Annotated in this window: 24 protein-coding genes; 9 read left to right on the top strand and 15 right to left on the bottom strand. The window is 68.3% G+C overall.

What is annotated here, in order from left to right; translation table 11 throughout:
- Window positions 1-94: 94 nt before the first annotated feature.
- On the bottom strand, window positions 95-1,525 hold the full coding sequence (locus tag E0H75_RS07695) for an aminopeptidase P family protein (RefSeq protein WP_131512477.1): 1,431 nt from the start codon (window positions 1,523-1,525) through the stop codon (window positions 95-97).
- An 87-nt stretch (window positions 1,526-1,612) separates the two neighbouring features.
- Window positions 1,613-2,335, bottom strand: coding sequence for a GntR family transcriptional regulator (locus E0H75_RS07690; RefSeq protein WP_131512476.1), 723 nt, complete (start codon window positions 2,333-2,335; stop codon window positions 1,613-1,615).
- A 157-nt stretch (window positions 2,336-2,492) separates the two neighbouring features.
- On the opposite strand from E0H75_RS07690, the gene E0H75_RS07685 reads away from it, so the two are divergent.
- From E0H75_RS07685 to E0H75_RS07670, 4 genes are read left to right on the top strand one after another with little or no spacing between them, the layout of a single operon-like run.
- Window positions 2,493-3,806 carry an NRAMP family divalent metal transporter gene (locus E0H75_RS07685; protein ID WP_131512475.1) on the top strand — a complete coding sequence of 438 codons (1,314 nt, stop codon included), beginning with the start codon at window positions 2,493-2,495 and terminating at the stop codon, window positions 3,804-3,806.
- A gap of 15 nt (window positions 3,807-3,821) precedes the next feature.
- Window positions 3,822-4,574, top strand: coding sequence for a LamB/YcsF family protein (locus E0H75_RS07680; RefSeq protein WP_131512474.1), 753 nt, complete (start codon window positions 3,822-3,824; stop codon window positions 4,572-4,574).
- Window positions 4,574-5,179, top strand: a complete 606-nt coding sequence (locus E0H75_RS07675) for a 5-oxoprolinase subunit B family protein (protein WP_131512473.1) — start codon at window positions 4,574-4,576, stop codon at window positions 5,177-5,179. The genes E0H75_RS07680 and E0H75_RS07675 overlap by 1 nt, the downstream gene beginning before the upstream one ends.
- Window positions 5,176-6,009, top strand: a complete 834-nt coding sequence (locus E0H75_RS07670) for a 5-oxoprolinase subunit C family protein (RefSeq protein ID WP_131512472.1) — start codon at window positions 5,176-5,178, stop codon at window positions 6,007-6,009. Before E0H75_RS07675 ends, E0H75_RS07670 begins: the two co-directional genes overlap by 4 nt.
- Before the next feature lie 43 nt (window positions 6,010-6,052).
- Here E0H75_RS07670 and E0H75_RS07665 read toward each other — a convergent pair whose 3' ends face one another.
- Window positions 6,053-6,847, bottom strand: a complete 795-nt coding sequence (locus tag E0H75_RS07665) for a class I SAM-dependent methyltransferase (RefSeq protein ID WP_131512471.1) — start codon at window positions 6,845-6,847, stop codon at window positions 6,053-6,055.
- Between the two features lie 47 nt (window positions 6,848-6,894).
- Here E0H75_RS07665 and E0H75_RS07660 point away from each other — a divergent pair, with 47 nt between their 5' ends.
- Complete coding sequence (locus E0H75_RS07660; RefSeq protein WP_202872855.1) at window positions 6,895-7,467, top strand: TetR/AcrR family transcriptional regulator; 573 nt, start codon at window positions 6,895-6,897, stop codon at window positions 7,465-7,467.
- Window positions 7,468-7,470: 3 nt separating this feature from the next.
- On the opposite strand, the gene E0H75_RS07655 is transcribed toward E0H75_RS07660, so the two are convergent.
- Window positions 7,471-7,980, bottom strand: coding sequence for a VOC family protein (locus E0H75_RS07655; protein ID WP_131512470.1), 510 nt, complete (start codon window positions 7,978-7,980; stop codon window positions 7,471-7,473).
- A gap of 56 nt (window positions 7,981-8,036) precedes the next feature.
- The gene (locus E0H75_RS07650; protein ID WP_131512469.1) at window positions 8,037-9,014 is read right to left on the bottom strand and encodes a GlxA family transcriptional regulator; all 978 of its coding nucleotides are present in this window, start codon (window positions 9,012-9,014) and stop codon (window positions 8,037-8,039) included.
- A gap of 71 nt (window positions 9,015-9,085) precedes the next feature.
- Here E0H75_RS07650 and E0H75_RS07645 point away from each other — a divergent pair, with 71 nt between their 5' ends.
- Both E0H75_RS07645 and E0H75_RS07640 read left to right on the top strand, forming a co-directional pair.
- Window positions 9,086-9,724, top strand: coding sequence for an HD domain-containing protein (locus E0H75_RS07645; protein WP_131512468.1), 639 nt, complete (start codon window positions 9,086-9,088; stop codon window positions 9,722-9,724).
- A gap of 78 nt (window positions 9,725-9,802) precedes the next feature.
- The gene (locus tag E0H75_RS07640; protein WP_131512467.1) at window positions 9,803-10,153 is read left to right on the top strand and encodes a UBP-type zinc finger domain-containing protein; all 351 of its coding nucleotides are present in this window, start codon (window positions 9,803-9,805) and stop codon (window positions 10,151-10,153) included.
- Window positions 10,154-10,244: 91 nt separating this feature from the next.
- On the opposite strand, the gene E0H75_RS07635 is transcribed toward E0H75_RS07640, so the two are convergent.
- The 5 genes from E0H75_RS07635 to E0H75_RS07610 all read right to left on the bottom strand — a co-directional run bounded on the left by E0H75_RS07635 (window position 10,245) and on the right by E0H75_RS07610 (window position 15,918).
- Window positions 10,245-11,246, bottom strand: coding sequence for a proline racemase family protein (locus tag E0H75_RS07635; protein ID WP_131512466.1), 1,002 nt, complete (start codon window positions 11,244-11,246; stop codon window positions 10,245-10,247).
- Window positions 11,243-12,145: a dihydrodipicolinate synthase family protein gene (locus tag E0H75_RS07630; RefSeq protein ID WP_131512465.1), complete on the bottom strand. Its 903-nt coding sequence runs from the start codon at window positions 12,143-12,145 to the stop codon at window positions 11,243-11,245. Before E0H75_RS07630 ends, E0H75_RS07635 begins: the two co-directional genes overlap by 4 nt.
- Window positions 12,142-14,052, bottom strand: coding sequence for an FAD-dependent oxidoreductase (locus E0H75_RS07625; RefSeq protein WP_238162884.1), 1,911 nt, complete (start codon window positions 14,050-14,052; stop codon window positions 12,142-12,144). The genes E0H75_RS07630 and E0H75_RS07625 overlap by 4 nt, the downstream gene beginning before the upstream one ends.
- A complete protein-coding gene (locus E0H75_RS07615) occupies window positions 14,049-15,212 on the bottom strand; it encodes an NAD(P)/FAD-dependent oxidoreductase (protein WP_131512464.1) in 1,164 nt (387 codons plus the stop codon). Before E0H75_RS07615 ends, E0H75_RS07625 begins: the two co-directional genes overlap by 4 nt.
- 100 nt (window positions 15,213-15,312) lie before the next feature.
- Window positions 15,313-15,918, bottom strand: a complete 606-nt coding sequence (locus E0H75_RS07610; RefSeq protein WP_131512463.1) for a helix-turn-helix domain-containing protein — start codon at window positions 15,916-15,918, stop codon at window positions 15,313-15,315.
- Between the two features lie 61 nt (window positions 15,919-15,979).
- Between E0H75_RS07610 and E0H75_RS07605 the strand changes: the two genes are divergently transcribed.
- Complete coding sequence (locus tag E0H75_RS07605; RefSeq protein ID WP_131512462.1) at window positions 15,980-16,915, top strand: cation diffusion facilitator family transporter; 936 nt, start codon at window positions 15,980-15,982, stop codon at window positions 16,913-16,915.
- On the opposite strand, the gene E0H75_RS07600 is transcribed toward E0H75_RS07605, so the two are convergent.
- Both E0H75_RS07600 and E0H75_RS07595 read right to left on the bottom strand, forming a co-directional pair.
- The gene (locus E0H75_RS07600) at window positions 16,887-17,069 is read right to left on the bottom strand and encodes a DUF3099 domain-containing protein (protein WP_131359803.1); all 183 of its coding nucleotides are present in this window, start codon (window positions 17,067-17,069) and stop codon (window positions 16,887-16,889) included. The genes E0H75_RS07605 and E0H75_RS07600 overlap by 29 nt on opposite strands.
- 1 nt (window position 17,070) lies before the next feature.
- Window positions 17,071-17,520 (bottom strand): MarR family winged helix-turn-helix transcriptional regulator, encoded by a 450-nt coding sequence (locus E0H75_RS07595; protein WP_131512461.1) that lies wholly within the window; start codon window positions 17,518-17,520, stop codon window positions 17,071-17,073.
- Window positions 17,521-17,748: 228 nt separating this feature from the next.
- On the opposite strand from E0H75_RS07595, the gene E0H75_RS07590 reads away from it, so the two are divergent.
- A complete protein-coding gene (locus E0H75_RS07590) occupies window positions 17,749-20,235 on the top strand; it encodes a DUF4091 domain-containing protein (protein WP_131512460.1) in 2,487 nt (828 codons plus the stop codon).
- Here the strand turns inward: E0H75_RS07590 and E0H75_RS07585 are convergent.
- The 3 genes from E0H75_RS07585 to E0H75_RS07575 form a co-directional block, all read right to left on the bottom strand.
- Window positions 20,224-21,339, bottom strand: coding sequence for an abortive phage infection protein (locus tag E0H75_RS07585; protein WP_131512459.1), 1,116 nt, complete (start codon window positions 21,337-21,339; stop codon window positions 20,224-20,226). The genes E0H75_RS07590 and E0H75_RS07585 overlap by 12 nt on opposite strands.
- 78 nt (window positions 21,340-21,417) lie before the next feature.
- Window positions 21,418-22,134: a sortase domain-containing protein gene (locus E0H75_RS07580; RefSeq protein ID WP_131512458.1), complete on the bottom strand. Its 717-nt coding sequence runs from the start codon at window positions 22,132-22,134 to the stop codon at window positions 21,418-21,420.
- A 1-nt stretch (window position 22,135) separates the two neighbouring features.
- Window positions 22,136-23,149, bottom strand: a complete 1,014-nt coding sequence (locus E0H75_RS07575; RefSeq protein ID WP_238162883.1) for a superantigen-like protein SSL4 — start codon at window positions 23,147-23,149, stop codon at window positions 22,136-22,138.
- Between the last annotated feature and the right edge of the window lie 59 nt (window positions 23,150-23,208).

Genomic DNA, 23,208 nt, shown 5'->3' with positions numbered 1-23,208 from the left:
GCCGGGCCGAGTTCGACCCTCCCCCGCTGGCTACATCGTTGCCGAGGGCGTCAGTGTTACTGCTTGTGACGGATAATTTTCCGGAGTCGTCCGGTCACCGCGCGTCGAGGTGGGACCGCGTCCACTGCTCGAGGCCGTCGGTGGTGATCGGAAGGTCCTTGGTGAGGATCTCGAGCCGGTCGGAGTGCACGACCACGTTGTCCTCGATCCGGATTCCGATCCCGCGCAGCTCCGGTGGCACGGTCTCGTCGTTCGGGTGGAAGTACAGCCCCGGCTCGACCGCGAGCGCCATCCCGGCCTCGATGTCGCCGGCGAAGTAGGCCTCCGGACGCGAAGCGTCACAGTCGTGCACGTCGAGGCCGATGTAGTGGCCCGTCCCGCACACGATGAAGCGGCGGTGCTGCTGCCCGTCCGGGCCGAGCAGTTCGTCGATCGAGACGTCGAGCAGCCCCCAGTCGCGCAGTCCCTCGGCCAGCACCTGCATCGCCTCGTACTGGAAGGCGCGGTACGGCGCTCCGACCTTCACCGCGTCGAGTGAGGCCAACTGGGCCTTGTGCACCAGGTCGTGCACCTGCCGCTGGGCCGCGGTGTACTCCCCGGTGGCCGGGAAGGTCCGAGTCACGTCGGCCGTGTACAGCGTGCGGGTCTCGACGCCGGCGTCCAGCAGGATCACGTCGCCCTCGTTCACCGGGCCGTCGTTGCGGACCCAGTGCAGCACCGGCGCATGATTGCCAGCAGCAACGATCGAGGCGTACCCGACGCCGTTGCCCGCGGTCCGCGCGCGCCGGTCGAAGGTGCCCTGCAGCCACCGCTCCCCGCCGCCCCGGATCGCCTCCGGCAGCTCGCTCGCCACGTCACCGAACGCGAGCACGCTGGCCGCTACGGCCTCCCGCAGCTGGTCCAGCTCCCAGTCGTCCTTGATCCGGCGCAGCTCCGCCAGCGTCTGACGCAGCGAGTTCCCGTCCGTCGGGGAGGTCCGGACCAGCGCGTCCAGCATCGGCTCGACACCGGGCACCGACAGCATGAACGGCACGGCGCCGCGCACGCCCTGGGGCAGCTCCTCGATCGGGCGGCACGGGATCTGCAGCGCGTCCGACCAGTCCTTCAGCCCCGGCACCGGCCCGATCCACAGCTCGCCGTCGCGCGCGTTGGAGAAGAAGTCGGCCTCGTCCGGCCCGGCGGTCTCCCGCAGGTACAGCGTCGCGTCGCCGTCGGCCGACAGCACCAGTACGGCGCCTTCGGCCTGGCAACCGGTGAGCCAGACGAAGTCGCTGTCGGCGCGGAACAGGTAGTCGGTGTCGTTCGAACGAACCGGTGCACGCCCTGCCGCGATCGCGATCCGCCGGCCCGGCAGCGACGCCGACAGCTTGCTCCGGTGCTCGGCCGCGGCCTCGGCAAGCCCCTCCGGCACGGTCACGGATCGGTCGACGGGCCCCCAGCCGCGCGAGATGGACTCCCGGAACCCCTTCGCGTCGATCGGGCGGTAGGACTTGGGTGTCTGCTCGGTACGGTCGTCGTCGGTCATGCGCTGTGCTCCCCTTTGCAGCTGACGGTTACAGGTATCAACTCAGGTCACGGCGGGGGCGCGCAAGCCCTTATGGCATCTGGTGGATCAGCGGGCCCGGAATGCTTCGAGAATCCCCTGCTCGCTGTCGAGCAGGTACTGATGCAGGTCGGCCGCGGCCTGCTCGTACTTGCGCGCCTCGAGCAGTTCGTACAGCCCGCGGTTGCGCGCGATGTACGGCTCGTGCAGCTCGCGCGGGGTCGCGATCACGTGGAAGAGCAGCCGCAACTCGGCCAGCAGGCGTCCGGTCATCGCATCCATCCGCGTGCTGTCGGCCAGTCCGATCAGGTGCTCGTGGAACCGCATGTTCGCCGTACCGACGGCCGGCCAGCGGTCGACGAGCGCGGCTGCCTCGGCGGCTTCGACGTCGGCCTGCAACGGCTCGAGCCGGCCGGCCGGCAGCTCCGGGTCGCGCTCGGCCAGACCACGGACGACGTCGACCTCGAGGACGCGGCGGAGCCGGTACAGGTCGATCACGTCCCGCTCGTCCAGCTCCGGGACGAAGACCCCGCGGTGCAGCTTGTAGACCAGCAGCCCTTCGTGGGTGAGCAGCCGGAACGCTTCCCGCAGCGTGTTCCGGCTGACCTCCAGGACCTCGGTCAGCTCGATCTCGGAGAGCTGAGCGCCCGGCGGCAACGCGCCCTCGGTGATGCTGCGGCGCAGGATGTCGGCGGCCCGCTCGGCCGAACTGCTGCGGTCCAGCCGCGCGACATCGGCGGCCACTGTCCGCAACCATGCCTGCCGGCCCTCGTCGGCCCCACCCGTGCTCATCTCCGCATCATCGCCCACCCGAGGCGGTGAGGGGAAGTTTAGTGGAACAAGACTCTTGCAGGATTGTTGAACAATCTCTACGCTCGAGTCATCACTCGTTACTCACAGCCATGGAGTCGATCCCGACAGCAGCCCGTTCGACCGAGGAGACCCCGCCATGCCGATGCCCACCTCGCGGCCGTACCGCGCGAAGCCTCCCCGCCGCCCCACCACGAAACCGGTGGTGCGCCGGACCAATCCCTATGCCCGCCGGCTCGCCCCCGCGGCCGGGCGCAAGACGCCGGACAACGTCATGAAGACCGGCAACCGGTCGACGCTGATCGGCGCCATGTTCCTGATGGCCACCTCCGCGATCGGGCCGGGCTTCATCACCCAGACCACGCTGTTCACGGTGTCGCTCGGCGCGGCGTTCGCGTTCGCGATCGTCGTCTCGGTGCTGGTCGACATCGCGGTGCAACTGAACGTGTGGCGGGTGATCGGCGTCTCCGGGCGCCGGGCCCAGGAGCTCGGCAACCTGGTCGCGCCCAGACTCGGTACGGCGATGTCCGCACTGCTGTTCGCCGGCGGGCTCGTGTTCACGATCGGCAACGTCTCCGGCACCGGGCTCGGCACCGACGCCATGATCGGGCTGGATCCGCGGCTCGGTGGTGCACTCTCCGCAGTCATTGCCATCGGCATCTTCTTGTCCCGGCGGGCCGGGGTCGCGATGGATCGCCTGGTGATCACTCTCGGCAGCGTGATCATCCTGCTCACCGGGTACGTCGCGATCACCTCGGACCCACCGGTCGGCCAGGCGCTGCGGAACGTCGTACTGCCGTCCCACGCGGAGTTCCTCGTCATCACCACCCTGATCGGTGGAACGATCGGCGGCTACATCATGTACGCCGGTGCCCACCGGCTCCTCGACTCCGGGGTGTCCGGGCCGCCGTACGTCCGGGACATCAGCCGCGCGGCGGTCGGCGGGATCCTGCTCACCGGCCTGATGCGGGTCGCCCTCTTCCTCGCCGTACTCGGGGTCGTCGCCGGTGGAGCGACCCTCGATCCGGACAACCCGACCGCATCGGCGTTCCAGCACGCGGCCGGCGAAGTCGGGCTGCGCGCCTTCGGCGTGGTGTTGTGGGCGGCCTCGATCGCCTGCGTGATCGGAGCGGCGTACACGACCGTCACGTTCGTCACCTCGCGGACGAAGACGTCGGAGGGGACGAGGACTGTTCTCGTCGTGCTGTTCATCGCGGTCAGCACGGTGATCTTCCTGGCCGTCGGTACGGCGCCCGCCCGGCTGCTCGTGTTCGCGGGAGCGTTCAACGGGCTGCTGTTGCCGCTGGGCGTCGGCGTGCTTCTCTGGGTGGCGTGGCAGCGTCCCGACCTGCTCCGCGGTCACCGCTACCCGCGCTGGCTGCTCTGTCTTGGTGGCGCGGCCTGGCTGCTCACCGTGTATCTGGCCGTTCGTTCGATCGTCGCCCTGTTCTAACTTGGAGGAGTGTTCATGGACCTCAATGCCGATCTCGGCGAGGGATTCGGATCGTGGCCGATGGGTGACGACGACGCCCTGCTGGACGTCGTCACCAGCGCCAACGTGGCCTGCGGCTTCCACGCCGGCGACCCGTCGATCATGCGCCGAGTGACAGCGCGGGCAGTCTCGCGTGGTGTGGCGATCGGGGCCCATGTGGGGTACGCCGACAAGGCCGGGTTCGGGCGGCGCTTCGTCGACATCGAGCCGTCCGCGCTGCGCGACGAGGTCGTGTACCAGATCGCCGCGCTGGACGGCTTCGCGCGGATCGCCGGTGACCGGGTCCGGTACGTGAAGCCGCACGGTGCGCTGTACAACACGATCGGCCACCACCTCGAGCAGGCCGCGGCTGTCGTGGACGCGGTCGCCGACTACGACCGGTCGCTGCCGGTGCTCGGCCTGCCCGGGTCGGCGTGGCTGCGACTCGCGGCCGACGCCGGGCTGCCCGTCGTACACGAGGCTTTCGCGGACCGTGCGTACACGCCCTCCGGGACCTTGGTGTCGCGGCGTGAGGCCGGATCGGTGCTGCATGACGCGGACGAGATCGCTGCGCGGTGTACGGCGATGGCCACCGGGCAGCCGATCCACGACATCGAGGGTGGGACCCTGAAGGTCGAGCCTGCCTCGATCTGCGTGCACGGCGATACGCCGGGAGCGGTCGACATCGCGCGCCGGGTCAGGTCCGCGATGGAGGGGGCGGGCGTGACGTTGAGCCCGTTCGCCCAGTGATGCGGATCCTGCCTTCCGGCGACCACGCACTCCTGGTCGAACTCGACACCCTCGACCAGGTCCTCGGCTACTACACCGCCCTCACCGCCTCACCACCTGCCGACGTCATCGACATCGTCCCCGCCGCCCGCACCGTCATGGTCACGACCTCCGGGGGTTTGGACGCGCTGTCTCGCGCCCTGCGCGCTGTCACACCTGCTGACGGAGCCCACGCGGTCGGGGACCTGATCGAGCTTCCGGTGACCTACGACGGCGAGGATCTCGAGGACGTCGCTCTCGTTCTTGACTGCTCTGTGTCCGAGGTCGTCCAACGGCATACCGGCGAGGAGTGGACCGTCGCCTTCTGCGGCTTCTCCCCCGGCTTCGGCTACCTCACGTCGTCCGCGACCTGGGACATCCCACGACGTCAATCCCCACGGACGAAGGTGCCGACGGGAGCCGTGGCTCTGGCCGGAGAGTTCAGTGGGGTGTACCCGCGAGAATCGCCGGGCGGGTGGCAGCTGATCGGGCGGACCGACGTGAAGATCTTCGACCAGGAGCGCGATCCCGCCGCTCTGTTCCATCCGGGCCGCCGGGTCCGGTTCGTCGACGCGGGCCGTGGATGACCAGCCTCACCATCCTCGAAACGGGGCCTTTAGCAACAATCCAGGACGCCGGCAGAGTCGGCCAGGCATCCCTCGGCATCCCCACGTCCGGCGCCTGCGACCGCGCGTCGTACGCACTCGCCAACCGCCTGGTCGGAAACCGTGACGGTGCCGCCGCGATCGAGGTCACCTTCGGCGGTCTCGTACTGCACGCCGACGCCGACCTGACCATCGCCATCACCGGCGCACCCTGCCCCGGCGTCCCGCTCAACGCACCAGCCGTGATCAGGTCCGGCCAGGTACTCCGACTCGGCCCGCCGCGGACCGGACTCCGCACGTACGTCGCCGCCCGCGGCGGAATCGACGTACCGCCGGTCCTCGGCTCGCGCTCGACCGACCTCCTCTCCGGCCTCGGCCCGGCACCCCTCACCGCCGGCCAGACCCTGCCGGTCGGCTGCTCGTACGACGTGATGCCCGGGGTGGACCTCGCCCCCGTCGCGGACCCGCCTGCCGGCGAAGTCGTCGTACGCGTAACCCCCGGCCCCCGCCGCGACTGGTTCACCGACGCCGCGTGGACCACCTTCACCACCCAGTCGTACGCCGTCAGCAGCAACAGCAACCGCGTCGGCGTCCGCCTCGACGGCAAACCCCTCGAACGCGCCCGCACCGGCGAACTGGCCAGCGAAGGCATGACCCTGGGCGCCATCCAAATCCCACCCTCAGGCCTCCCCGTAATCTTCCTCGCCGACCACCCCGTCACCGGCGGCTACCCAGTCATCGCCTACCTCACCGACCCCGAGGTCAACCCCTGCGCCCAACTCCGCCCCGGCCAACCCCTCCGCTTCATATAGCCCCCGACACGTCAGCTACGCGCGCTCCGGCCGACGGTCTCCGTCAGGTGGGGCCTTTGCGGCCTGTGAGGTGGAAGATTCGGCTGAGTTGGCGGTAGGGGTCTCGGCGGCTGGCTTCTAGTTCTACTGCGGCTGTTGCTTGTAGTTGTTTTGTGTCGGTGGGGTCGAGGTCGGCTCCGGCGAGATCCAGCCAGTCGACGAAGTGCCATACGCCGTACCAGCGGAAGGCCTCGACGTCGCGGCTTCGCAGGAGGTCTGTGAGTTGCTCGACCGTGTGGGCTCGGGTCAGCAGGCCGAGTACTCCTATCTCTTCCGTGGCGTCGAATGCTGCGAGGGCGTCGTCCCAGCGCCGTTCCATGGCCGGGCGCACCGCGGACGTGTTGGCGCTGCCCGCCATGATCGAGACCAGGCCGCCGGGGGCAGCGCACAGGCACAGCTGGTCGAGCACCGGCTCCTGGTGCTCGAGGTATCCGAGCACTCCATGGCACAGCACAGCGTCGAAGCGCCGGCCGTTGACCGCTTCGACGGCGTTCGCGCCATCGGCCTCCACGAACGTCACTCGCCGCTGGGCCTCAGCGGGCAGTCGCTCGAGTCGCTGCCGCGCCTTGTCCAGCATCGCGGGTGACGGATCGAGCAACGTCACGTCGTACCCGGCTTGCGCCAACGGGAACGACTGATGGCCCGCGCCGGCTCCGACGTCGAGCACAGACGCGGGCGGCGGTGGCAGATGCTCCAGCAACTGCTGGTGCATCACGTACGTGCGCACTCGCCCCTTCACCGTGGCGTACGCCCCATCGGCGAATTGGTCGACCAAACCAGCCCAGGTGTCAGTGTCCACCTCACCACCGTACAAGTTAGTAGTTAGTAACTAGTAACCTAGTCATCATGGCTGCGCGGATGAGGGGCTCGGAACGGCGATCCCAGTTGTTGGGGATCGCCGGTCGCGAGTTCGCGGATCATGGACTGCACGGTGCGTCGATCGAGGCGATCGCCCGCGAGGCCGGCATCACGCAGGCGTACGTGTTCCGGATGTTCGGGACCAAGAAGGCGCTGTTCCTGGAGCTGGTCGGCGCAGCCTTCGACCGCTTCAGCGACGGCATGTCCCAAGCCGCCGAGGGCAAGCAAGGCCTTGATGCGCTGACGCTGATGGGTTCGCAGTACTACGAACTGCTCGCCGACCGCACCACCCTCCTGCTCCAACTCCAAGGCTTCGCCGCCTGCGGAGACCCCGACGTCCGCGACCTCGTCCGAGCCTGCCTCGCCCACATGTGGGACACGGTTGCCGACACCACCGGCCTGGACCCAGTCACAGTGAAGTCGTTCCTCGCCTACGGCATGCTCCTGAACAACGTCGCCGCCCTCGACATCACCGACCTGGACGAACCCTGGGCGAACGGCGTACGCACCCAAATCCACCCAGGCCTCTTCGAACACATCACCACCCAAACCAACCGCTGAAGCTCACTGGCTGGTGGTTCTGGTCTGCATTTCTGTGGCGAAGGATTGTTGGGCTTCGCGGATGGTGGCTTGTTCGGTTGGGTTGGCGAAGAGGTCGGGGAGGGTGGCGGGGTCCACGTCTTGGAGGTGGGTTTGGAGCCACCAGATGTTGCCGAAAGGGTCTTTGACTCGGCAGCCGCGGTCGCCGGTGATGCCGGAGTACATCAGCGGGGTGACGACGGTTGCGCCGGCGTCGAGGGCGCGGACGTAGGTCTTGTCGACGTCATCGACGTACACGCTCAGGAAGGTGGGCGTGTCCTGCCAGTCCGGAGCCGCGTCGAAGGTCATGAGAACCGAGTGGCCTACGGTCACTTCGGCGTGGCCAATGGTGCCGTCCGGGTTGGGGACGCGAAGGCTGGTGCGGACCTCGAAGGTGTGCTCGACGAAGTCGAGGAAGCGAGCGGCGCCCTTCACCACGACGTACGGCGTGATCGTCGACTTGCCACCGGGGAGCTGCTGCGTTGTCTGCGTCATGTCTCCGAGTGTGCAGCAGGAAGCGGACAGGTTATGTCCTCTTCTTGACTCTGAGGTCAGCCCGCAGCGCGGAAGCGGCGGAGGTATTCGGTCGGGGTGGTGCCCAGGTGTCTGGCGAAGGCCCGGCGGAGGGTTTCGTCACTGCCGAGGCCACTGAGCCGGGCGGCTGAGGTGATGCTGTGGCCGTCGAGGAGGAGTTGCTGGGCGCGATCGAGGCGTACACGTTCGACCCAGCGGGCCGGCGTGGTGTGGAACTCGGTGCGGAACAGGCGAGCGAGGTGTCGCGCACTGATGGCAGCGGACGCAGCCAGTGCGGACAGGCTGTGGTCAGCGGCGGGGTCGGCGACCACGGCTTCGGTCACTGCTCGGAGTGGGTCGCTGCGAGGCGGTGGGGTGGCGATCGCCGTGGAGAACTGGGATTGACCGCCGGGTCGTTGCATGAAGACGACCAGCTCCCGGGCGATCTCGCGAGCGACCTGTGCGCCATGGTCCGCCTCGACGAGGGCGAGGGTCAGGTCGATTCCGGCGCTGATGCCGGCCGAGGTCACGTACCGGTCGTCGTGGATGTGTAGCGCGTCCGGTTCGACACGCACGGACGGATACCGGCGGGCGAGGGTCTGGGCATGTCGCCAGTGGGTCGTGGCGCTCCGGCCGTCCAGGAGCCCAAGTGCTGCGAGGACGAAGGCACCCGTGCAGACAGACGCCACCCGGCCGGCCTGGTCCGCTAGAGCGCGGACGGCGGCGAGGAGGTCGTCGGGCACTCGATCGACCAGGTGGTCGGCTCCCGCGACCATCACCGTGTCGAAGGGACCTGCCCCGGCTGCTGCCGTGGTGCCGGCGAGGGTCGGGCCGGAGGACGTCGCAATGTCTCCGCCGGCCGGCGAGACGAGGGTCGACTCGTACCGGGCGCCGTTGCGGTTCGCCTGGTGAAGGACCTCGAGAGGGCCGCTGACGTCGAGGAGGGTCACGCCGTCGAACACCACGAGGGCGATCCGGCCTGTCCGAATCTGTGGTTCATGTGGCGTTCTGGACATGGCACCAGCGTAGCCACTCCGGCGAATCTGGATGCACAGAGACGAGGCCACACCAGGAAGGCAGAACGACGATGAGTGAAGAGATCGCCGGGGTACGGATCCCGGACAGCGCCCTGGCCCGCGAGGCGACCGAACTGGTGCGTGAGGTGGCGCCGCCGCTGCTGTTCGATCATTCGCGCCGGGTCTTCCTGTTCGGTGCGTTGCGCGGCCGGGAGCAGGGCCTCGAGTTCGATCCGGAGTTGCTGTACGTCGGCGCGATGTTCCACGACCTCGGTCTGACCGGCGAGTTCCGTCGTACCGACCAGCGGTTCGAGATCGACGGCGCCGACGAAGCGCGCCGCTTCCTGCACGCGCACGGTGTGACCGGGGAGCCGGCCGATCGGGTCTGGACCGGCATCGCTCTGCACACGACCCCGGAGATCCCGTTGCACATGGCGGCCGAGATCGCGCTCGTCACTCGCGGGGTAGAACTGGACGTCCTCGGCATCGGTTATCGAGCGGTCACCGACGAGCAGCGGGCCGCCGTGGTCGCGGCGCATCCGCGGCCGGACTTCAAGAACCGGATCCTGGCCGCGTTCACCGAGGGCATCAAGGACCGGCCGGAGACGACCTTCGGGAACGTGAAGGCCGATGTCCTTGAGCATTTCGTCCCCGGTTTCCACCGCGGCAACTTCGTCGACGTGATCAAGAACTCCGACTGGCCCGAGTAGGACGAGCCACAACCGGCGGGCGCTCGCGCGTACCTGGGCTGCTTGTTTGGGGGCGGTGGGCAGGCGAGGATGTGCGGTATGACGGAGAGTTCTGGGACACCGGGAATCGACAGCACGGTTCCGCCGAGCGGGACCGGGTGCGCGGAGTGCCTGGCGGCCGGCGGCTGGTGGTTCCATCTGCGCCGGTGCGCGCAGTGCGGGCATATCGGATGCTGTGACTCCTCCCCCGAGCAGCACGCGTCGGCTCACGCGTCCACGACCGGGCATCAGATCGTGCGCAGCTTCGAGCCGGGCGAGGACTGGTTCTGGCACTACGGCGAGTCGCAGTACTACGAGGGTCCTGCGCTCGCTCCGCCGGAGTCCCACCCGGTCGACCAGCCGGCGCCGGGCGGCAACGTCCCGCCCGACTGGCAGAACCACCTCAACTAGCCAGGCGACCGCCGCCCCACGACCGACCGACAGACAACCCGGACCCGGCGTGCAGGTGACTGCCGGACCGGGTGTGCGGGCGATCGCCGGGCTAGAGGACGAAGCCGGCGGGGAACGGGTCGTCGGGGTCGAGGAGGTAGTTGGCGGTTCCGGTGATCCAGGCTCGGCCGGTGACGGTTGGTACGACGCCCGGGTGTGGACCGACCGTGGTTTGCTCGATCAGGCGCCCGGTGAAGCGGGTGCCGATGAACGACTCGTTCACGAAGTCGGTGTTGAGGGCGAGCTCTCCGCGGGCATGCAGTTGCGCCATCCGGGCCGACGTACCCGTCCCACACGGGGACCGGTCGAACCACCCCGGATGGATCGCCATCGCGTTCCGCGAATCCGCACCGTCGAGACCGGGCGCGGTGAACTGCACGTGCTTACACCCGTTGATCCCCGGATCGAGCGGATGCACGGGCCGGTCGGTCGCGTTGATCGCGTCCATGATGTCCAGCCCGGCCTGCAGGATCCGGTCCTTCTCGGCCCGGTCGAACGGGAGGCCGAGCTGCTCCAACGGCAGGATCGCGTAGAAGTTGCCGCCGTACGCGAGGTCGTAGGTCAGCTTCCCGAGTCCCGGAACGTCCACCGTCGCGTCCAGTGCATGGCTGTACGACGGAACATTGCGCAACGTGACGTGCTCGGCCCGTCCGTTGCTGACGGCAACGTCGACGACGACCAGGCCGGCCGGGGTGTCGAGGCGGACCTTGGTGATCGGCTCGGTCACCTCGACCATGCCGGACTCGACCAGCACGGTGGCGACGCCGATGGTGCCGTGCCCGCACATCGGCAGCAGGCCGGACACCTCGATGTACAGCACGCCCCAGTCGGCGTCGGACCGGGTCGGCGGCTGCAGGATCGCGCCGCTCATCGCCGAATGTCCGCGCGGCTCGTTCATCAGGAACAACCGCAGGTCGTCCAGGTGCTTGATGAAGTACTCGCGCCGCTCGGCCATCGTCGCACCGGGGACGACGCCGACCCCGCCGGTGACGACGCGGGTCGGCATCCCCTCGGTGTGCGAGTCGATCGCGCTGATGGTCCGGATGGACCTCATCGCAGCGACTCCACTGCCTTCTTCATGTCCTGCTCCAGTTGGGCGAGGTGCTCGGGCACCAGGGGTCCACGCGGTGGGCGGCACGGACCGCCGTACCGGCCGACGTAGTCCATGCCGTACTTGATCGCCTGGACGAACTCGGTCCGCGAATCCCACCGGAACGCGGCGACCAGCGGCTCGTACAACGCCCGCGCCTCTTCCAGCTTGCCTTGGACGGCGAGGTCGAACAAGCGGACCGATTCCTTCGGGAACACGTTCGGGAAGCCGGCGAACCAGCCGGTCGCACCCATCAGCAGAGCCTCGAGAGTCAGGTCGTCGGCGCCGGCGATGACGGCCAGGTCCGGGGCGAGCTCACGGATCTCGAGGATCCGGCGGACGTCGCCGGAGAACTCCTTGACCGCGACGATGTTCTCGATCTGCGCGATCTCGCCCAGCAGGTCCGGGGTCAGATCGACCTTGGTGTCGTGCGGGTTGTTGTAGACCATCACCGGCAGGCCGGCCTTGGCGACCTCGGTGAAGTGGTGGATCACCTCGCCGCGGTTTGCGCGGTACATGGTCGGCGGCAGGCAGAGTACGCCGGTTGCACCGTCCTCGGCCGCCTTCTCAGCCCAGCCGCGGGCCTGGTGTGCACCGACGCCGTGCACGCCGACCACCACGATGCCATCGTTGCCGACGGCCTCGATTGCGGTGCGGGCGACGGCTCGGCGCTCGTCATCGGTCAGCGACGAGTACTCGCCGAGGGAGCCGTTCGGGCCTACCCCACGGCAGCCGTTGTCGACCAGCCACCGGCAGTGCTCGGCGTACTTGTCCAGGTCCGGACGCAAACCTGCCGGCGCCGACGCGTCCTCGGCGTACGGCAACGCGGTCGCAACGATCACGCCTTCCAACTTCTCGGTCACAGATCCTCCTGAGCCTCTGCCAGATCCCGCAGCCTCACCGGCACGGCGATCGGTCGTTTCATCGATGATTCCGGTGCACCAACCAGCGCACCGACGGTCCGCGAACAGACCCGTCCCTGACACATCCCCAGTCCGGCCCGGCTGCTGAGCTTCAGCGCCCGACCGTCCTGCACACCACGTCCTGCCACAGCCGCTTCGATCTCTCCGCGCGTGACTTCCTCACACCGGCACACCACGGTCTCGGCCGTACTCCACGCTCGCCACCCGTCCCGCACCGGATAAGCCCGCGCCAACACCTCCGCAAACCGTCGCCCCCGCACCCCGGCCTCCCGCGCCTCCGCCTGGTCTACGCGGTTTGCGACTGCCCCAGGACCAGATGGTCCTGGCTCGCCACCTCCCGCGTGATAGGCGGCGGAGGCGCCGGCTAATCGGCCTTCGGCGGCTGCTAGGTCTGCGCCGCCGATTCCGGTGAGCTCGCCGGCTGCGAACACACCCGGAGTGGTGGTTTCTTGGTGGGGGTCGACGACGACTGCCGGGCCACCGTCGGGACCGGTCGTGAGGTTGCAGCGGGCGGAGACAGCGAGCTCGAGTTGAGCGGTGAAGCCGAAGCCGAGACAGACGGCGTCGACCTCGATGCGTCGCTCGGAGCCCGCGATCGGGTGCCATGAGTCGTCCAGCCGTACGACGGTGACGGCTTCGACGTGGTCGGTTCCGTCTGCAGCGACGACGGTCCAGCCGTGTCGGAGCGGAATGCGGTGCTTCGCCAGCAGGGCGCCGTACCCGAGGGCCTCTCGGAATTTGCTGGAGGCAACTAGTGGGTTGGTGAGCCAACCTCGGCGGACGGTTCGCAGGGTGTTGGCTTCGAGCAGCTCGACTACCTCGGCGCCTACTCCGATGAGGGACTCTGCGACCGGTAGGAGGAACGGGCCGGTGCCTGCGACGAGTACGCGTTTGCCGACGGAGATGCGTTGTCCTTTGGCCAGTGCTTGGGCGGCGCCGGCGCTGTAGACGCCTGGCAGATCCCAACCAGGGAAGGGCAGTACGCGATCGTATGCTCCTGTGGCTAGGACGATTGCCTTGGCGTCAACTGCGAAGATCTCCCGTCCGACGCTGTCTGCTGGTCCTCGTTGCACCCAGAGCCGGAGGCCTTCCATTGCCCACACGGAGGTCTCCGCGAGATGTGTGATCCGCTCATGCGCCGCTAGCCGATCCCGCTGCGCGACGAATCCTTTCCAGCCGTGCTGCAGTCGTCCCGCCCGCCGAGCCATGAATTCCGCAGGCAGTTGCCGGTTGAACTGACCGCCCACACTCCGCCCGGTGTCAATCAAAACCACCGACGCTCCACCATCCGCAGCCGCCAAAGCTGCGGCGATCCCCGCTGGCCCAGCCCCCACCACAACCACGTCAGTCACCCGCGGGACATTCGAGGTGGAAGTGGGACGGGGCGGCGCCGGGGCCAGATCCGCCGAAGGCTGCAGGTCGGGGATGGCGGACGCCCCGCCCGTCCATCCCCGAGGCTCCGCGTCGGAGGTGGCTGACGTCTCGCCCCGTGCCTTCAGCTCGGGTGCGGCTTCGTCGTCTCTCTGCCCGTCTGCGGGTAGGACGGCGCCTGTCTGGGTTGCGATGGCGTCTCCGGGCTCGACTGTGCGTTGGCAGGCTCGGATGTCGGGAGTGCCGTTGACTATGACGAGGCAGTCTTGGCAGGCGCCGATGCCGCAGAAGACGCCGCGGGGGCGTGAGGCGACACGGGTGGTTCGCCAGGTGTCTCGGCCGGTGGCGAGCAGAGCGGCGGCGACTGTTTGGCCGGCTAGGGCGGTGACCGGTTCGCCGTCCACGGTGATGTTGACGGGCGTCGGCGGACCGACTCGGGCGGGGTCGCCTTCGCGGGGGCGGAGGTAGGCAGTCATGAGGCGAGCACCGCCGGACGGTCGACGCGGAACGGATCGGGGTCCACATGCGGAGCCAAACCGAGGAACAGCTCGGTGATCAACCGGCCGGTCGACGGCGCGAGCCCGATGCCCGCACCTTCGTGACCAGTCGCATGCCACAGACCCGGCGTACGCGGGTCCGGCCCGATCACCGGCAGATGATCCGGCGCATAAGGACGGAAGCCGCCGTATGCCCGCATCACCGGCACATCGCCCAGGAAGGGAAACAGCCCAACCGTCTTCGCAGCGAGCTCACGCAGCACCTTCACGCGGACCGAGTCGTCGAACCCGATCCGTTCACGACTCGAGCCGATCAGAACAGTCCCGGACCGCGTCGACTCCACGACGGTCGACGTCTGCAGCTCGGCGTCCCCACTCCCGACCGCACCGACGTAGTCCGCGTCGTACACCTTGTGCCGTACGCATTCCGGCAGGGGCGCCGTCACCAGGATCATCCCGCGCCGAGGCAGCACCTGAATCGGTGCCCCCGCGTCAGCACTGAACGACCCCGCCCACGGGCCGCAAGCATTGAGTACGGCGCCACACGCGATCACACCGTCATCGGTCTCGACCCCGACAACCCGTCCCTGCGCGGAACGCCGGACCGCCCGCGCCGCCACCCCCGAGCGCACCTCACCACCACGATCCCGGACTGCGGCGAGCAAAGCCGTTGCCGCGAGCACCGGTTGCACCTGCGCATCGTCCGGGTAGTGCACCCCGACTGTCACGCGAGGAGTCAGCAAGGGCTCGAGCTCAAAGGCCTCCGCCGGCGTAATCACGCGAGCATCCACCCCGGCCGCCCGCTGCTTGGCCGCGAACGCCCTCAGCGGCTCGGGATCGGTCGTCGCCACCACGACCCCGCCCTTGGTCTCCCACTCGACGTCGGCGACCCGCTCCGGGAGCCGGGACAGTACGACGTCCCACTCGGCCCGCGAGGCGATCGCCAACTCGAGCTCCGGCCCGGGCTCCTTGTCCGAGACGAGCACGTTGCCCTCGCCGGAGGCCGTCGTCCCGGCCGCCGGCCCGTCGCGATCGATCACCAGCACCCGCACACCTGCGGCGGAGAGCGCCTCGGCACAGGCCGCGCCGACCATGCCCGCGCCGACGACCACCACGTCGGGTGTCGCGGAACCAGGCATCAGACTCTCCGTTCACTAAAATGAACGAAACCGAGACTACGCGCCGACCCTCAGAACGGTCAATGCACTCACCATGCACTCAAGACGCACTCTTCCGGCACTACCCAGGCACATGCGGGCTGCCCGGCGTGCTCGGGTACGCATCCGGCGCGTACTCCAGCAGCAGCACCGACCGCACCAGACCGTCCACCGCCTCGTACCCGTGCGGCCCGCCGGCCCGGAACGCCAGGTAGTCCCCAGGCCCCAACTCCTCAGTCCTGCCACGCGCCGTGATCCGTAGCCTGCCAGTCAGGACGATGTGATGCTCGGTCCCTGGATGCCCGTCCGACTGCTGTACGGCGTCCGGCCGGACCTCCTGGTTGTAGACCTCGAACAACCCACCCGGCGTCTCCAGCCTCCGCAGCATCCGCAGATCGATCGCTTCACCGGACAGTACGTCGATGTCCGCCGACCGTACGAGGACCAGCTCCGCGCTCGGCGACTCACTCAGCAGCGCCGACACCGGGACACCCAGAGCGTTCGACAGACTGAACACTGTCTCGATCGTCGGGTTGCCCGCCCCCGACTCCAGTTGCGAGAGCGTCCCCTTCGCGATCCCGGACCGCCGGGCCAGCTCGGACAGCGAGATGCCCTGCTCGTCCCGCCGCATCCGCAGGTTCGTCCCGAGCAACCGTCCCGCACCCATCGCCGCCACAGCCCGGAGCATGCCACATGCCGCGAAGCACCGGCTCGGTTTGACCCATCCACCCCGCGGGCACGCGAGGTGGATGGCAGAGGAATCCGTCGGAACCGTACTGCTGGCCGGAGCGGCGAATCTGGCGATCGCGATCGCCAAGGTCGTCGCCGGCCTGCTCTCCGGCTCGACCGCACTGCTCGCCGAGGCAGCGCACTCCATCGCGGACACCATGAACCAGGCGTTCCTGCTGACGGCACTCCACCGCAGCCGGAAGCCCGCCGATGCACGCCACCCGTTCGGCTACGGCATGGAGCGCTACTTCTGGTCCCTGCTGGCCGCGGTGGGCATCCTGGTGCTCGGTGCGGGCTTCTCGATCGCCGAAGGCCTGCGCTCACTCATCGACCCGGAGCCGATCGCGTCACTTGGGCTGATCTACACGGTCCTGGCAGTCTCAGCGATCTTCGAAGGCACCTCATGGCTCCGCGCGGTCAGGCAGGTACGACGCGAGGCTCGCAAGAAAGGCGTACCGCCGCTGGAACACCTCAGAAACGCCGAACCGGCCGTCAAGACCGTAGCGTTCGAAGACACCGCCGCCCTGATCGGACTGTTGATCGCGGCCGTCGGTGTGACGCTAGCGGTCGTCACCGGACAGCACCTGTGGGACGGAGCCGCGTCGATCGGCATCGGCGTACTGCTGATCGTCGTCGCGTTCACACTCGGCCGCGACAACAAGGCGATGCTGATCGGCCGGGCACTGCCGGACGACGTACAGCAACGGATCCGCGCGATCATCAACGGCACTGCAGGCATCGAGAGCGTCCTCGAACTGCTCAGTCTCCGGCTCGCTCCGGACCAAGTCCTGGTGGTGGCGACTGTCGACCTGGCCGACATGCAGACCACCGGCGCTGCGATCGAACAGCTCGCCGAGCGGGTCGACCTCGAGGTACGCCAGCATTACCCGATGGTCCGGCACCTCTACCTCGATCCCACCCCGGGGATCAGTCCTGACCCCAGTTCGCGACGATGACAGCGATCGGCGGCAGTACGGCGGCGACCGCACTCATCCCGATCGCGACGGGGATCGAGAACAACCGCACGACGAACCACGCCAGCCCGATCAGCACCAGACAGCTGCCCATCAGCCAGTAGTAGAGCTTGCGGTTGTCGTACTTGCGGGCCATGTCAGACCTTCATCGCCAGCCTGTCCAGAGCACCGACCAGTGGAGCCAGCTCGGGCAGTCCAGCAGCCTTCTCCAGAGCAGCAGTCAGTACGGCGTCATGCGTCGGCTGAGCCTGGTCACGCAGGTCGCGACCGGCCTGGGTGACCTCGGTGTAGATGCCGCGGCGGTCGGTCGGACACAGGTACCGCTGTAGGAACTTGCGGTCCTCCAGACGGTTGACCAGCCGAGTCGTGGCCGACTGACTCAGCACGACCGCGTTGGACAGCTGGTTCATCCGCAGGTGGTAGTCGTCCTGCCGCGCCAGCACGTCGAGCACGCTGTACTCGCTGACGGACAGGCCGTGCTGCTTCTGCAGGGCACGCTCCAGCTCGTCCTCGATCCGGGCGTGCAGAGCGGCCAGAGTTCGCCAGCCCGCTGCCCGCGCTTCCGCGGCATCATCCGGCAGTCCCACGACGCCTCCACGTGAACGATCGCGAATAGCCCGCTTCTGCAACTATCGCGCACGCCGGTAACAGTCACAAGACCACGGTCCGATCGTGCCTGCCGGCCAGGCCTTTCGATGCAGGGCAGCAAGCCTTGACAGTCGGCATCCTCGCTCCTACGGTGAGCAACCAGGTGGATTATGGCCATGACCGTAATCCGACCGACCTACCGTGAGGCTACCTGAGAGGGGCCGGTCGTGAGGAAGTTCGGGTTGTTGCTGACGGCAACCGTATTGGTCGCCGGAAGTCTGGTCCAGGCCGGAACGGCGCAGGCCGCCGTACCAGCCGGGGTGTTCCAGGATTTCGAGACCGAGACCGACCTGACGGGGGCGACTGTCACCCTGCCGCAGGCCGACAAGATCGAGCGGACCGCCGATCCGACGCACGGCGCCTCCGGGGTGAAGTTCAGCATCGCGCCGGCCGCTACGCCGGGAGCGACGGCCTCGTCGGGGCTCACTCTCAACGCCGGTACGCCGAGCCTGCCGGCCAGCGACTGGTCCGGTCACACGCTGCTCGGGTTCGACTTCTTCACCGAGCAGGACCGCACCGTCGTCGGCCGGATCACCGTCCGGGACCAGGCCAACAAGGCCTACGGCGTCGACTACAAGATCAATGCCCGTAGCTGGACTCCGGTCGACCTGCGGCTCAGTGCGATCACCGCCGCCGGCGTCGACATCAGCCGGATCGCCTACATCGGCATCTCGATGCCCCGCGCCGGCACGACGGTCGTCGGTCACTACGACGCCTTCCGGCTCGTCGACACCGACCCGTACGACAAGACGGCGTACGGCGACCAGGCGGCGGCGCAACTGCTCCGGCTGACGGACTTCAACGGCATACTGACCAAGCTGGCGGCTCAGATCGCCACCCTGGACCGTCAACTCGGCCACGCGGCTGCCGATGAGCGGCTGCGGGCACAGGTCGCCGCCGCGGAAGCCCAGTGCGCCGAGTTGCGCCAGACGCTGTCCGCGGGACCGATGACGTATGCGCAGTACGCGCCGTTCAACGCGGGCGTGACTGCGTTGCAGCGATCGGTGCCGCGACTGGCGAACACCATCCAGGCGCGGTCGCACGACAAGCATGCGGACTTCGGACTGGAGTCGGCGGACTCGATGTCTCTGGTCTACCCGAAGGACCTGCCGTTCAGCTCGATCGGACCGTCGCCGCTGGTGTCCCTGACCCGTGGTGAGTACGAGAACGTGCAGGCCGTCGTACTGCCGTTCGCCGAGCAACTCAACGACGTACAGGCCAAGGTGACCTCGGTGTCCGGCCCCGCAGGTGCCCTCACCGCGTCGGTGGCGCCGGTCGGATCGCTGAACGTCACCCCGACGAACCAGTACCACCGTCCGACGTACGCCGGATGGACGCCGGACCCGATCCGCGACGACCTGTCCTCGGTGGACGTCCCGGCCGACACGATGCAGCCGTACTGGATCCGGCTGAAGGCCTCGCCGAACGCGCGGCCCGGCATCTACCGGGTGAAGGCCGCGTTCTCCGCGGACGGCAAGCACACCCGGACGATGACGGTGTCGGCGACGGTGTGGCCGGTGACGATTCCGGACCGGCCGAAGCTCAACACCACGTTCCAGTTCACGCCGGCGATCGTGAACGACATCTACGGGATCACCGATCCCGCCGCGCAGGAAGCGACCAAGCACACGTACTGGTCGTTCCTGAACGACTACAAGATCGAGCCGGACCAGCTCTACACCTGTCCGTGCATCCCCTCCAGCCCCGGTCCGGTGATCGTGCCGACCCCGGTCGAGGACGTGCTCTACATCCGCGACCACTACGGACTGCGTGACTTCAACGCCTTCTACCTGTGGGCCGGAATGCTGAACCCGTCGAAGCCGGAGACCTGGCAGGCGCAGATCGACACCTGGATCTCACAGCTGCGGACCGCAATGGACAGCTACCGCGCCGCCGGCGTCGACAAGTACGCCTACGTCTACGGGTTCGACGAGGCCAACGGGCCGTTGCTGCAGGCCGCGAAGCAGACGTTCGCCGCGGTGAAGGCCGCCTTCCCGGACGTGCCGATCATGACCACGCTGCGGGACAACTCGATGGGTGTCGACACCGGACTGGCCGGCCTCGTCGACATCTGGGCGCCCCAGCAGGACCTGTACAACCAGACGGTGGCCGAGCGGACCAGGGCCCGCGGCGACCAGGCCTGGTGGTACCCGGACATCGCCACCGGTTCGCCGCTGCCGAACTGGTTCAACGGCTACCCGCCGATCGACTCGCGCACGCTGATGGGCCCGATGTCCTACAAGTCCGGAGTCGAGGGCGTCCTGTACTACGCGACGAACCGTTGGCTCCGTTCGGACCACGCCAACCAGTTGCTGGTGAACGACGGGGTCCTGTCGGCGTGGAAGGCGGCCACGTTCAACGGCACCGCGGGTGACGGGTCGATGTTCTACCCGGGTCCGACCGGGCCGATGGCCTCGATCCGGCTGGAGAACTTCCGCGACGGCATGGAGGACTACAACCTGCTCTGGGTGCTGTCGCACGACGTGGCGGCGAAGCCCCACCTGCCACCGGCGCTGAAGGCGCACGCCACCAAGCTGCTCGCGGCCGACGACGTGGTCAGCGACCAGCGGAACTTCACCGAGGACCCGGTCCGCTACCGGCACTGGCGCACCGACGTGATCGCGACCATCACCGCGGTCGGGCTAATGCACTAGGTAGAAGCGGGAGACCGCCCGGAAGGACTCCTTCGGCTGCCACTGGTACGGCGATACCGGGTCGTCGGAGTCCTTCCGGATCACCTTGCAGAGACTGAAGGCAGCCATGTCCTCGTCGTGGGGACGGTCGTGCGGGCGGTGCGGCGCATCGGGCGAGATGAACGTGTACGGCGACGCACCGAGGAAGCCTTCGGCGGTGAAGACGTCGAGCATCGTCACCAGATGGTCGGCCTGTTCCTGCTCGTCGCGGACGTACTGCGGCGGGATGACCGGTACGTCGCCGCTGTAGTCGACGATGTCCCAGCCCATCCCGCCCAGCTCGGCCGCACCGGTGAACGTGCAGCACCCGAACTCCAGGATCATGATCGGCTTGCCCCACCGGCGGAACGGCGCCAGCTCCTTGGTGTGGTCGGCGCGGTTCGCGTGATACGAGTAGTAGTCCAGCCCGACGATGTCGAACAGCGACCAGTCCACTTGCTCCAGGTCCGACGCGGCGCCGTACGTGATCCTGCCCTTGAAGTTGCTGCGGGCAACCTTGACCATCCGGGCGGTGAAGGCGCGGAACTTCCGCTGCAGCTCGGCCAGGTCGAACTCGCCCTTGGTCAGGTACTCGACCCGCTCGAAGAAGGTTGCCCCCGGCACGATCCCCGGAGTGAACAGCATGAACTCGCAGCCGATCACCAGGACTACCTCCTGGTCGTAGCGGCAGCGCAACCGCTCCGCCTGGATCGCGACCTGCCGCAGCTTCTCGAGTTCGTCGGCCTGCGGTTCGTCGAACGAACGCGGCTGGATCGACACGGTCAGCCCTTCGTCGAGCGCGGCGGTGGCGGTGTCGACGAGGCGGCGTACGTCGCTGCCGTAGATGCTGACCCAGTTCGCGTGCAGCCGGTGACGGACGGCGTGGATCTCGCCACGCATGATGCTGTTCCGCCAGAGCGCACGGCTGTCGTCGCCGAGGAACCCGGTCCCGGTGTCATAGGCAACACCTTTGAGCCCGAGCTTGCGGGGTCTGAGTGCTGAAGCGGTCTGAGTGCTGGAGACACCTGCCGCCGCGACGGCGAGCAGGCCGAGGAAGTGCGCACGATTGATGCGGGGAGTGGTCATGCTGCTCAGGTTGTCGCGGGATCGGCGGCACGTCGTCGTACCGAGGTCCCGGCCGTCCCGACTTTGGTCGCCGGTCAATCACTTCTTCTGATGCGCGATCACCACGGCATTGCTGAGGAACGCCGTACCGTCCCAGTCCTCGCAGGTGACCAGAACCAGCCGGCCCGGCACACCCTGGTCGAACACCTGCGCGGCCGCCGCGGCGAGTGCCTTCTTCCGATAGGTTTTCACCGACGCGACCACGTAGTTGAGTGTCCCCTTGCCCGTGGTGACCTTGACCGCGTCTCCGGCCTTCAACCGGCCGAGGTCGTCGAACGCGCCGCCGCCGTCGTGCACGGTGTGGCCGGTGATGATCGCCGAGCCCTTGGCCGCGCCGGGTTGAGCGCCGTCAGACCACCAGCCGACCAACTGCGGGTTGGACGGCGGAATGAGAGAACCACCGCGGGCGCGGATCCCCAGCACGCGGGCGGAAACCCCGAGACTCGGGACGGAGACCCGCACCGGGTTGCCCGGCCGCGCCGGAGCGGTGCTCCGGACCTCGGGCGGCAAGGTCGTTTTCGGTGCTGTACCCTTCGGCGCTGTGCTCGTCGGTGTGGTCGCCTTCGGCGTCGGGGCCTTCGTCGACGGCTTTGTTGGTACGGCGGACGTCGTACCGGTTGGGCGCGCATCAGCGCTGTCGTCGGTCCTGAGCTGCAGGTAGCCGCCGGTCAGGAGTAGTACAGCGCCGACCGCCAAGGCCCCGATCGTCCACCACGACGAACGAGCGCGACCCGGGCGGCGACGCTGTGCGGACATGTCAGGCAGCGTGCTGACCGCGGTTCTGCCGTGACTTCAGGATGCCGGCGAACACGAGCACACCACCGAGCATGATCAGGCCGAGGCCCCACGCGCTCTGATGACCGGTGATCGCCGAGGTGAGCTTGAGCCCACCGGACTGTCCGGCGTCGACCTCGGTCGGAACCGCGACCGGCGAAGTCGAGGTGCTGGTCGGGCTGTCCGTCGGCACGACCGACGGCGAGTCGGACGGCGTCGCGCTCGGGCTGTCGGACGGGGTCGTACTCGGGGTGTCGCTCGGCGATGCGGTCGGCGTCTCGCTCGGGGTCTCCGACGGCGTCTCGGAGGGAGTTTCCGACGGCGTCTCGGAGGGAGTTTCCGACGGCGTCTCGGACGGGGTCTCCGACGGGGTTTCAGAAGGAGTCTCGGACGGCGTCTCGCTCGGGGTTTCCGAAGGAGTCTCGCTAGGCGTCTGCGACGGGGTGTCGCTCGGCGTCACCGGCGGCGTCGGCGTGGTCGTCGTCTTCACCACGCAGAAGCGCAGGTGACCGATGGTGTAGTACTTTCCGGTGGCCGACCGAACCGGCGCGTGCACGCCGGTCCCGGAGGTGACTCCGGCCGGCCGGTAGTCGAAGAAGCCCGCCGCGTATCCGAAGCTGGCTGGATCGGCGCCGTCGGTCTTGACGTTGACAAGTACGCCGCGCACCGTGCCGCCCGTCGCGGTGAAGTCGACCACCGTGCCACCGGTCTGGTCACCGGGGTGCTCCGGGTCGTCCTGCTGGAGCGTGGTCGCGGTCCAGGTCACCGTCACGCCGTCCACGGTCTTCTCGCCGGGAGCCGGCGGCGTGTCGTCGTCCCCGTCGAACGCGATCTCGGTCGAGTCCGGGATCACGTCGATGCAGGCCGGGGTGCCGTCGATAATGTCGCCGTTGGCCGACGCGGACGGAGCCAGGACCAGCGTCACACCACCCAGGACCAGCGCCACGGCGCCTGCCCCACCGAGCAGCGCAACCACTCGAGAGCTCTTCGATTTCACGCGCGCGTCCGAGGATGCGTCGTTCACAAGTCTTCCCCACCCAATGCTCTGAGACCGCG

Source organism: Kribbella capetownensis, assembly GCF_004331485.1.
GTDB classification, from domain to species: Bacteria; Actinomycetota; Actinomycetes; order Propionibacteriales; family Kribbellaceae; genus Kribbella; species Kribbella capetownensis.
Note: the sequence above shows the minus strand (reverse complement) of the source record. Positions and strands in the feature narration are given on the sequence as shown.

What these genes read in the sequence shown, in the direction of transcription:
- E0H75_RS07695 (WP_131512477.1), bottom strand. Translation starts at nt 1,525, where the DNA reads ATGACCGACGACGACCGTACCGAGCAGACACCCAAGTCCTACCGCCCG.
- E0H75_RS07690 (WP_131512476.1), bottom strand. Translation starts at nt 2,335, where the DNA reads ATGAGCACGGGTGGGGCCGACGAGGGCCGGCAGGCATGGTTGCGGACA.
- E0H75_RS07685 (WP_131512475.1), top strand. Translation starts at nt 2,493, where the DNA reads ATGCCGATGCCCACCTCGCGGCCGTACCGCGCGAAGCCTCCCCGCCGC.
- E0H75_RS07680 (WP_131512474.1), top strand. Translation starts at nt 3,822, where the DNA reads ATGGACCTCAATGCCGATCTCGGCGAGGGATTCGGATCGTGGCCGATG.
- E0H75_RS07675 (WP_131512473.1), top strand. Translation starts at nt 4,574, where the DNA reads ATGCGGATCCTGCCTTCCGGCGACCACGCACTCCTGGTCGAACTCGAC.
- E0H75_RS07670 (WP_131512472.1), top strand. Translation starts at nt 5,176, where the DNA reads ATGACCAGCCTCACCATCCTCGAAACGGGGCCTTTAGCAACAATCCAG.
- E0H75_RS07660 (WP_202872855.1), top strand. Translation starts at nt 6,895, where the DNA reads ATGGCTGCGCGGATGAGGGGCTCGGAACGGCGATCCCAGTTGTTGGGG.
- E0H75_RS07655 (WP_131512470.1), bottom strand. Translation starts at nt 7,980, where the DNA reads ATGACGCAGACAACGCAGCAGCTCCCCGGTGGCAAGTCGACGATCACG.
- E0H75_RS07650 (WP_131512469.1), bottom strand. Translation starts at nt 9,014, where the DNA reads ATGTCCAGAACGCCACATGAACCACAGATTCGGACAGGCCGGATCGCC.
- E0H75_RS07645 (WP_131512468.1), top strand. Translation starts at nt 9,086, where the DNA reads ATGAGTGAAGAGATCGCCGGGGTACGGATCCCGGACAGCGCCCTGGCC.
- E0H75_RS07640 (WP_131512467.1), top strand. Translation starts at nt 9,803, where the DNA reads ATGACGGAGAGTTCTGGGACACCGGGAATCGACAGCACGGTTCCGCCG.
- E0H75_RS07635 (WP_131512466.1), bottom strand. Translation starts at nt 11,246, where the DNA reads ATGAGGTCCATCCGGACCATCAGCGCGATCGACTCGCACACCGAGGGG.
- E0H75_RS07625 (WP_238162884.1), bottom strand. Translation starts at nt 14,052, where the DNA reads ATGACTGCCTACCTCCGCCCCCGCGAAGGCGACCCCGCCCGAGTCGGT.
- E0H75_RS07615 (WP_131512464.1), bottom strand. Translation starts at nt 15,212, where the DNA reads ATGCCTGGTTCCGCGACACCCGACGTGGTGGTCGTCGGCGCGGGCATG.
- E0H75_RS07610 (WP_131512463.1), bottom strand. Translation starts at nt 15,918, where the DNA reads ATGCTCCGGGCTGTGGCGGCGATGGGTGCGGGACGGTTGCTCGGGACG.
- E0H75_RS07605 (WP_131512462.1), top strand. Translation starts at nt 15,980, where the DNA reads ATGGCAGAGGAATCCGTCGGAACCGTACTGCTGGCCGGAGCGGCGAAT.
- E0H75_RS07600 (WP_131359803.1), bottom strand. Translation starts at nt 17,069, where the DNA reads ATGGCCCGCAAGTACGACAACCGCAAGCTCTACTACTGGCTGATGGGC.
- E0H75_RS07585 (WP_131512459.1), bottom strand. Translation starts at nt 21,339, where the DNA reads ATGACCACTCCCCGCATCAATCGTGCGCACTTCCTCGGCCTGCTCGCC.
- E0H75_RS07580 (WP_131512458.1), bottom strand. Translation starts at nt 22,134, where the DNA reads ATGTCCGCACAGCGTCGCCGCCCGGGTCGCGCTCGTTCGTCGTGGTGG.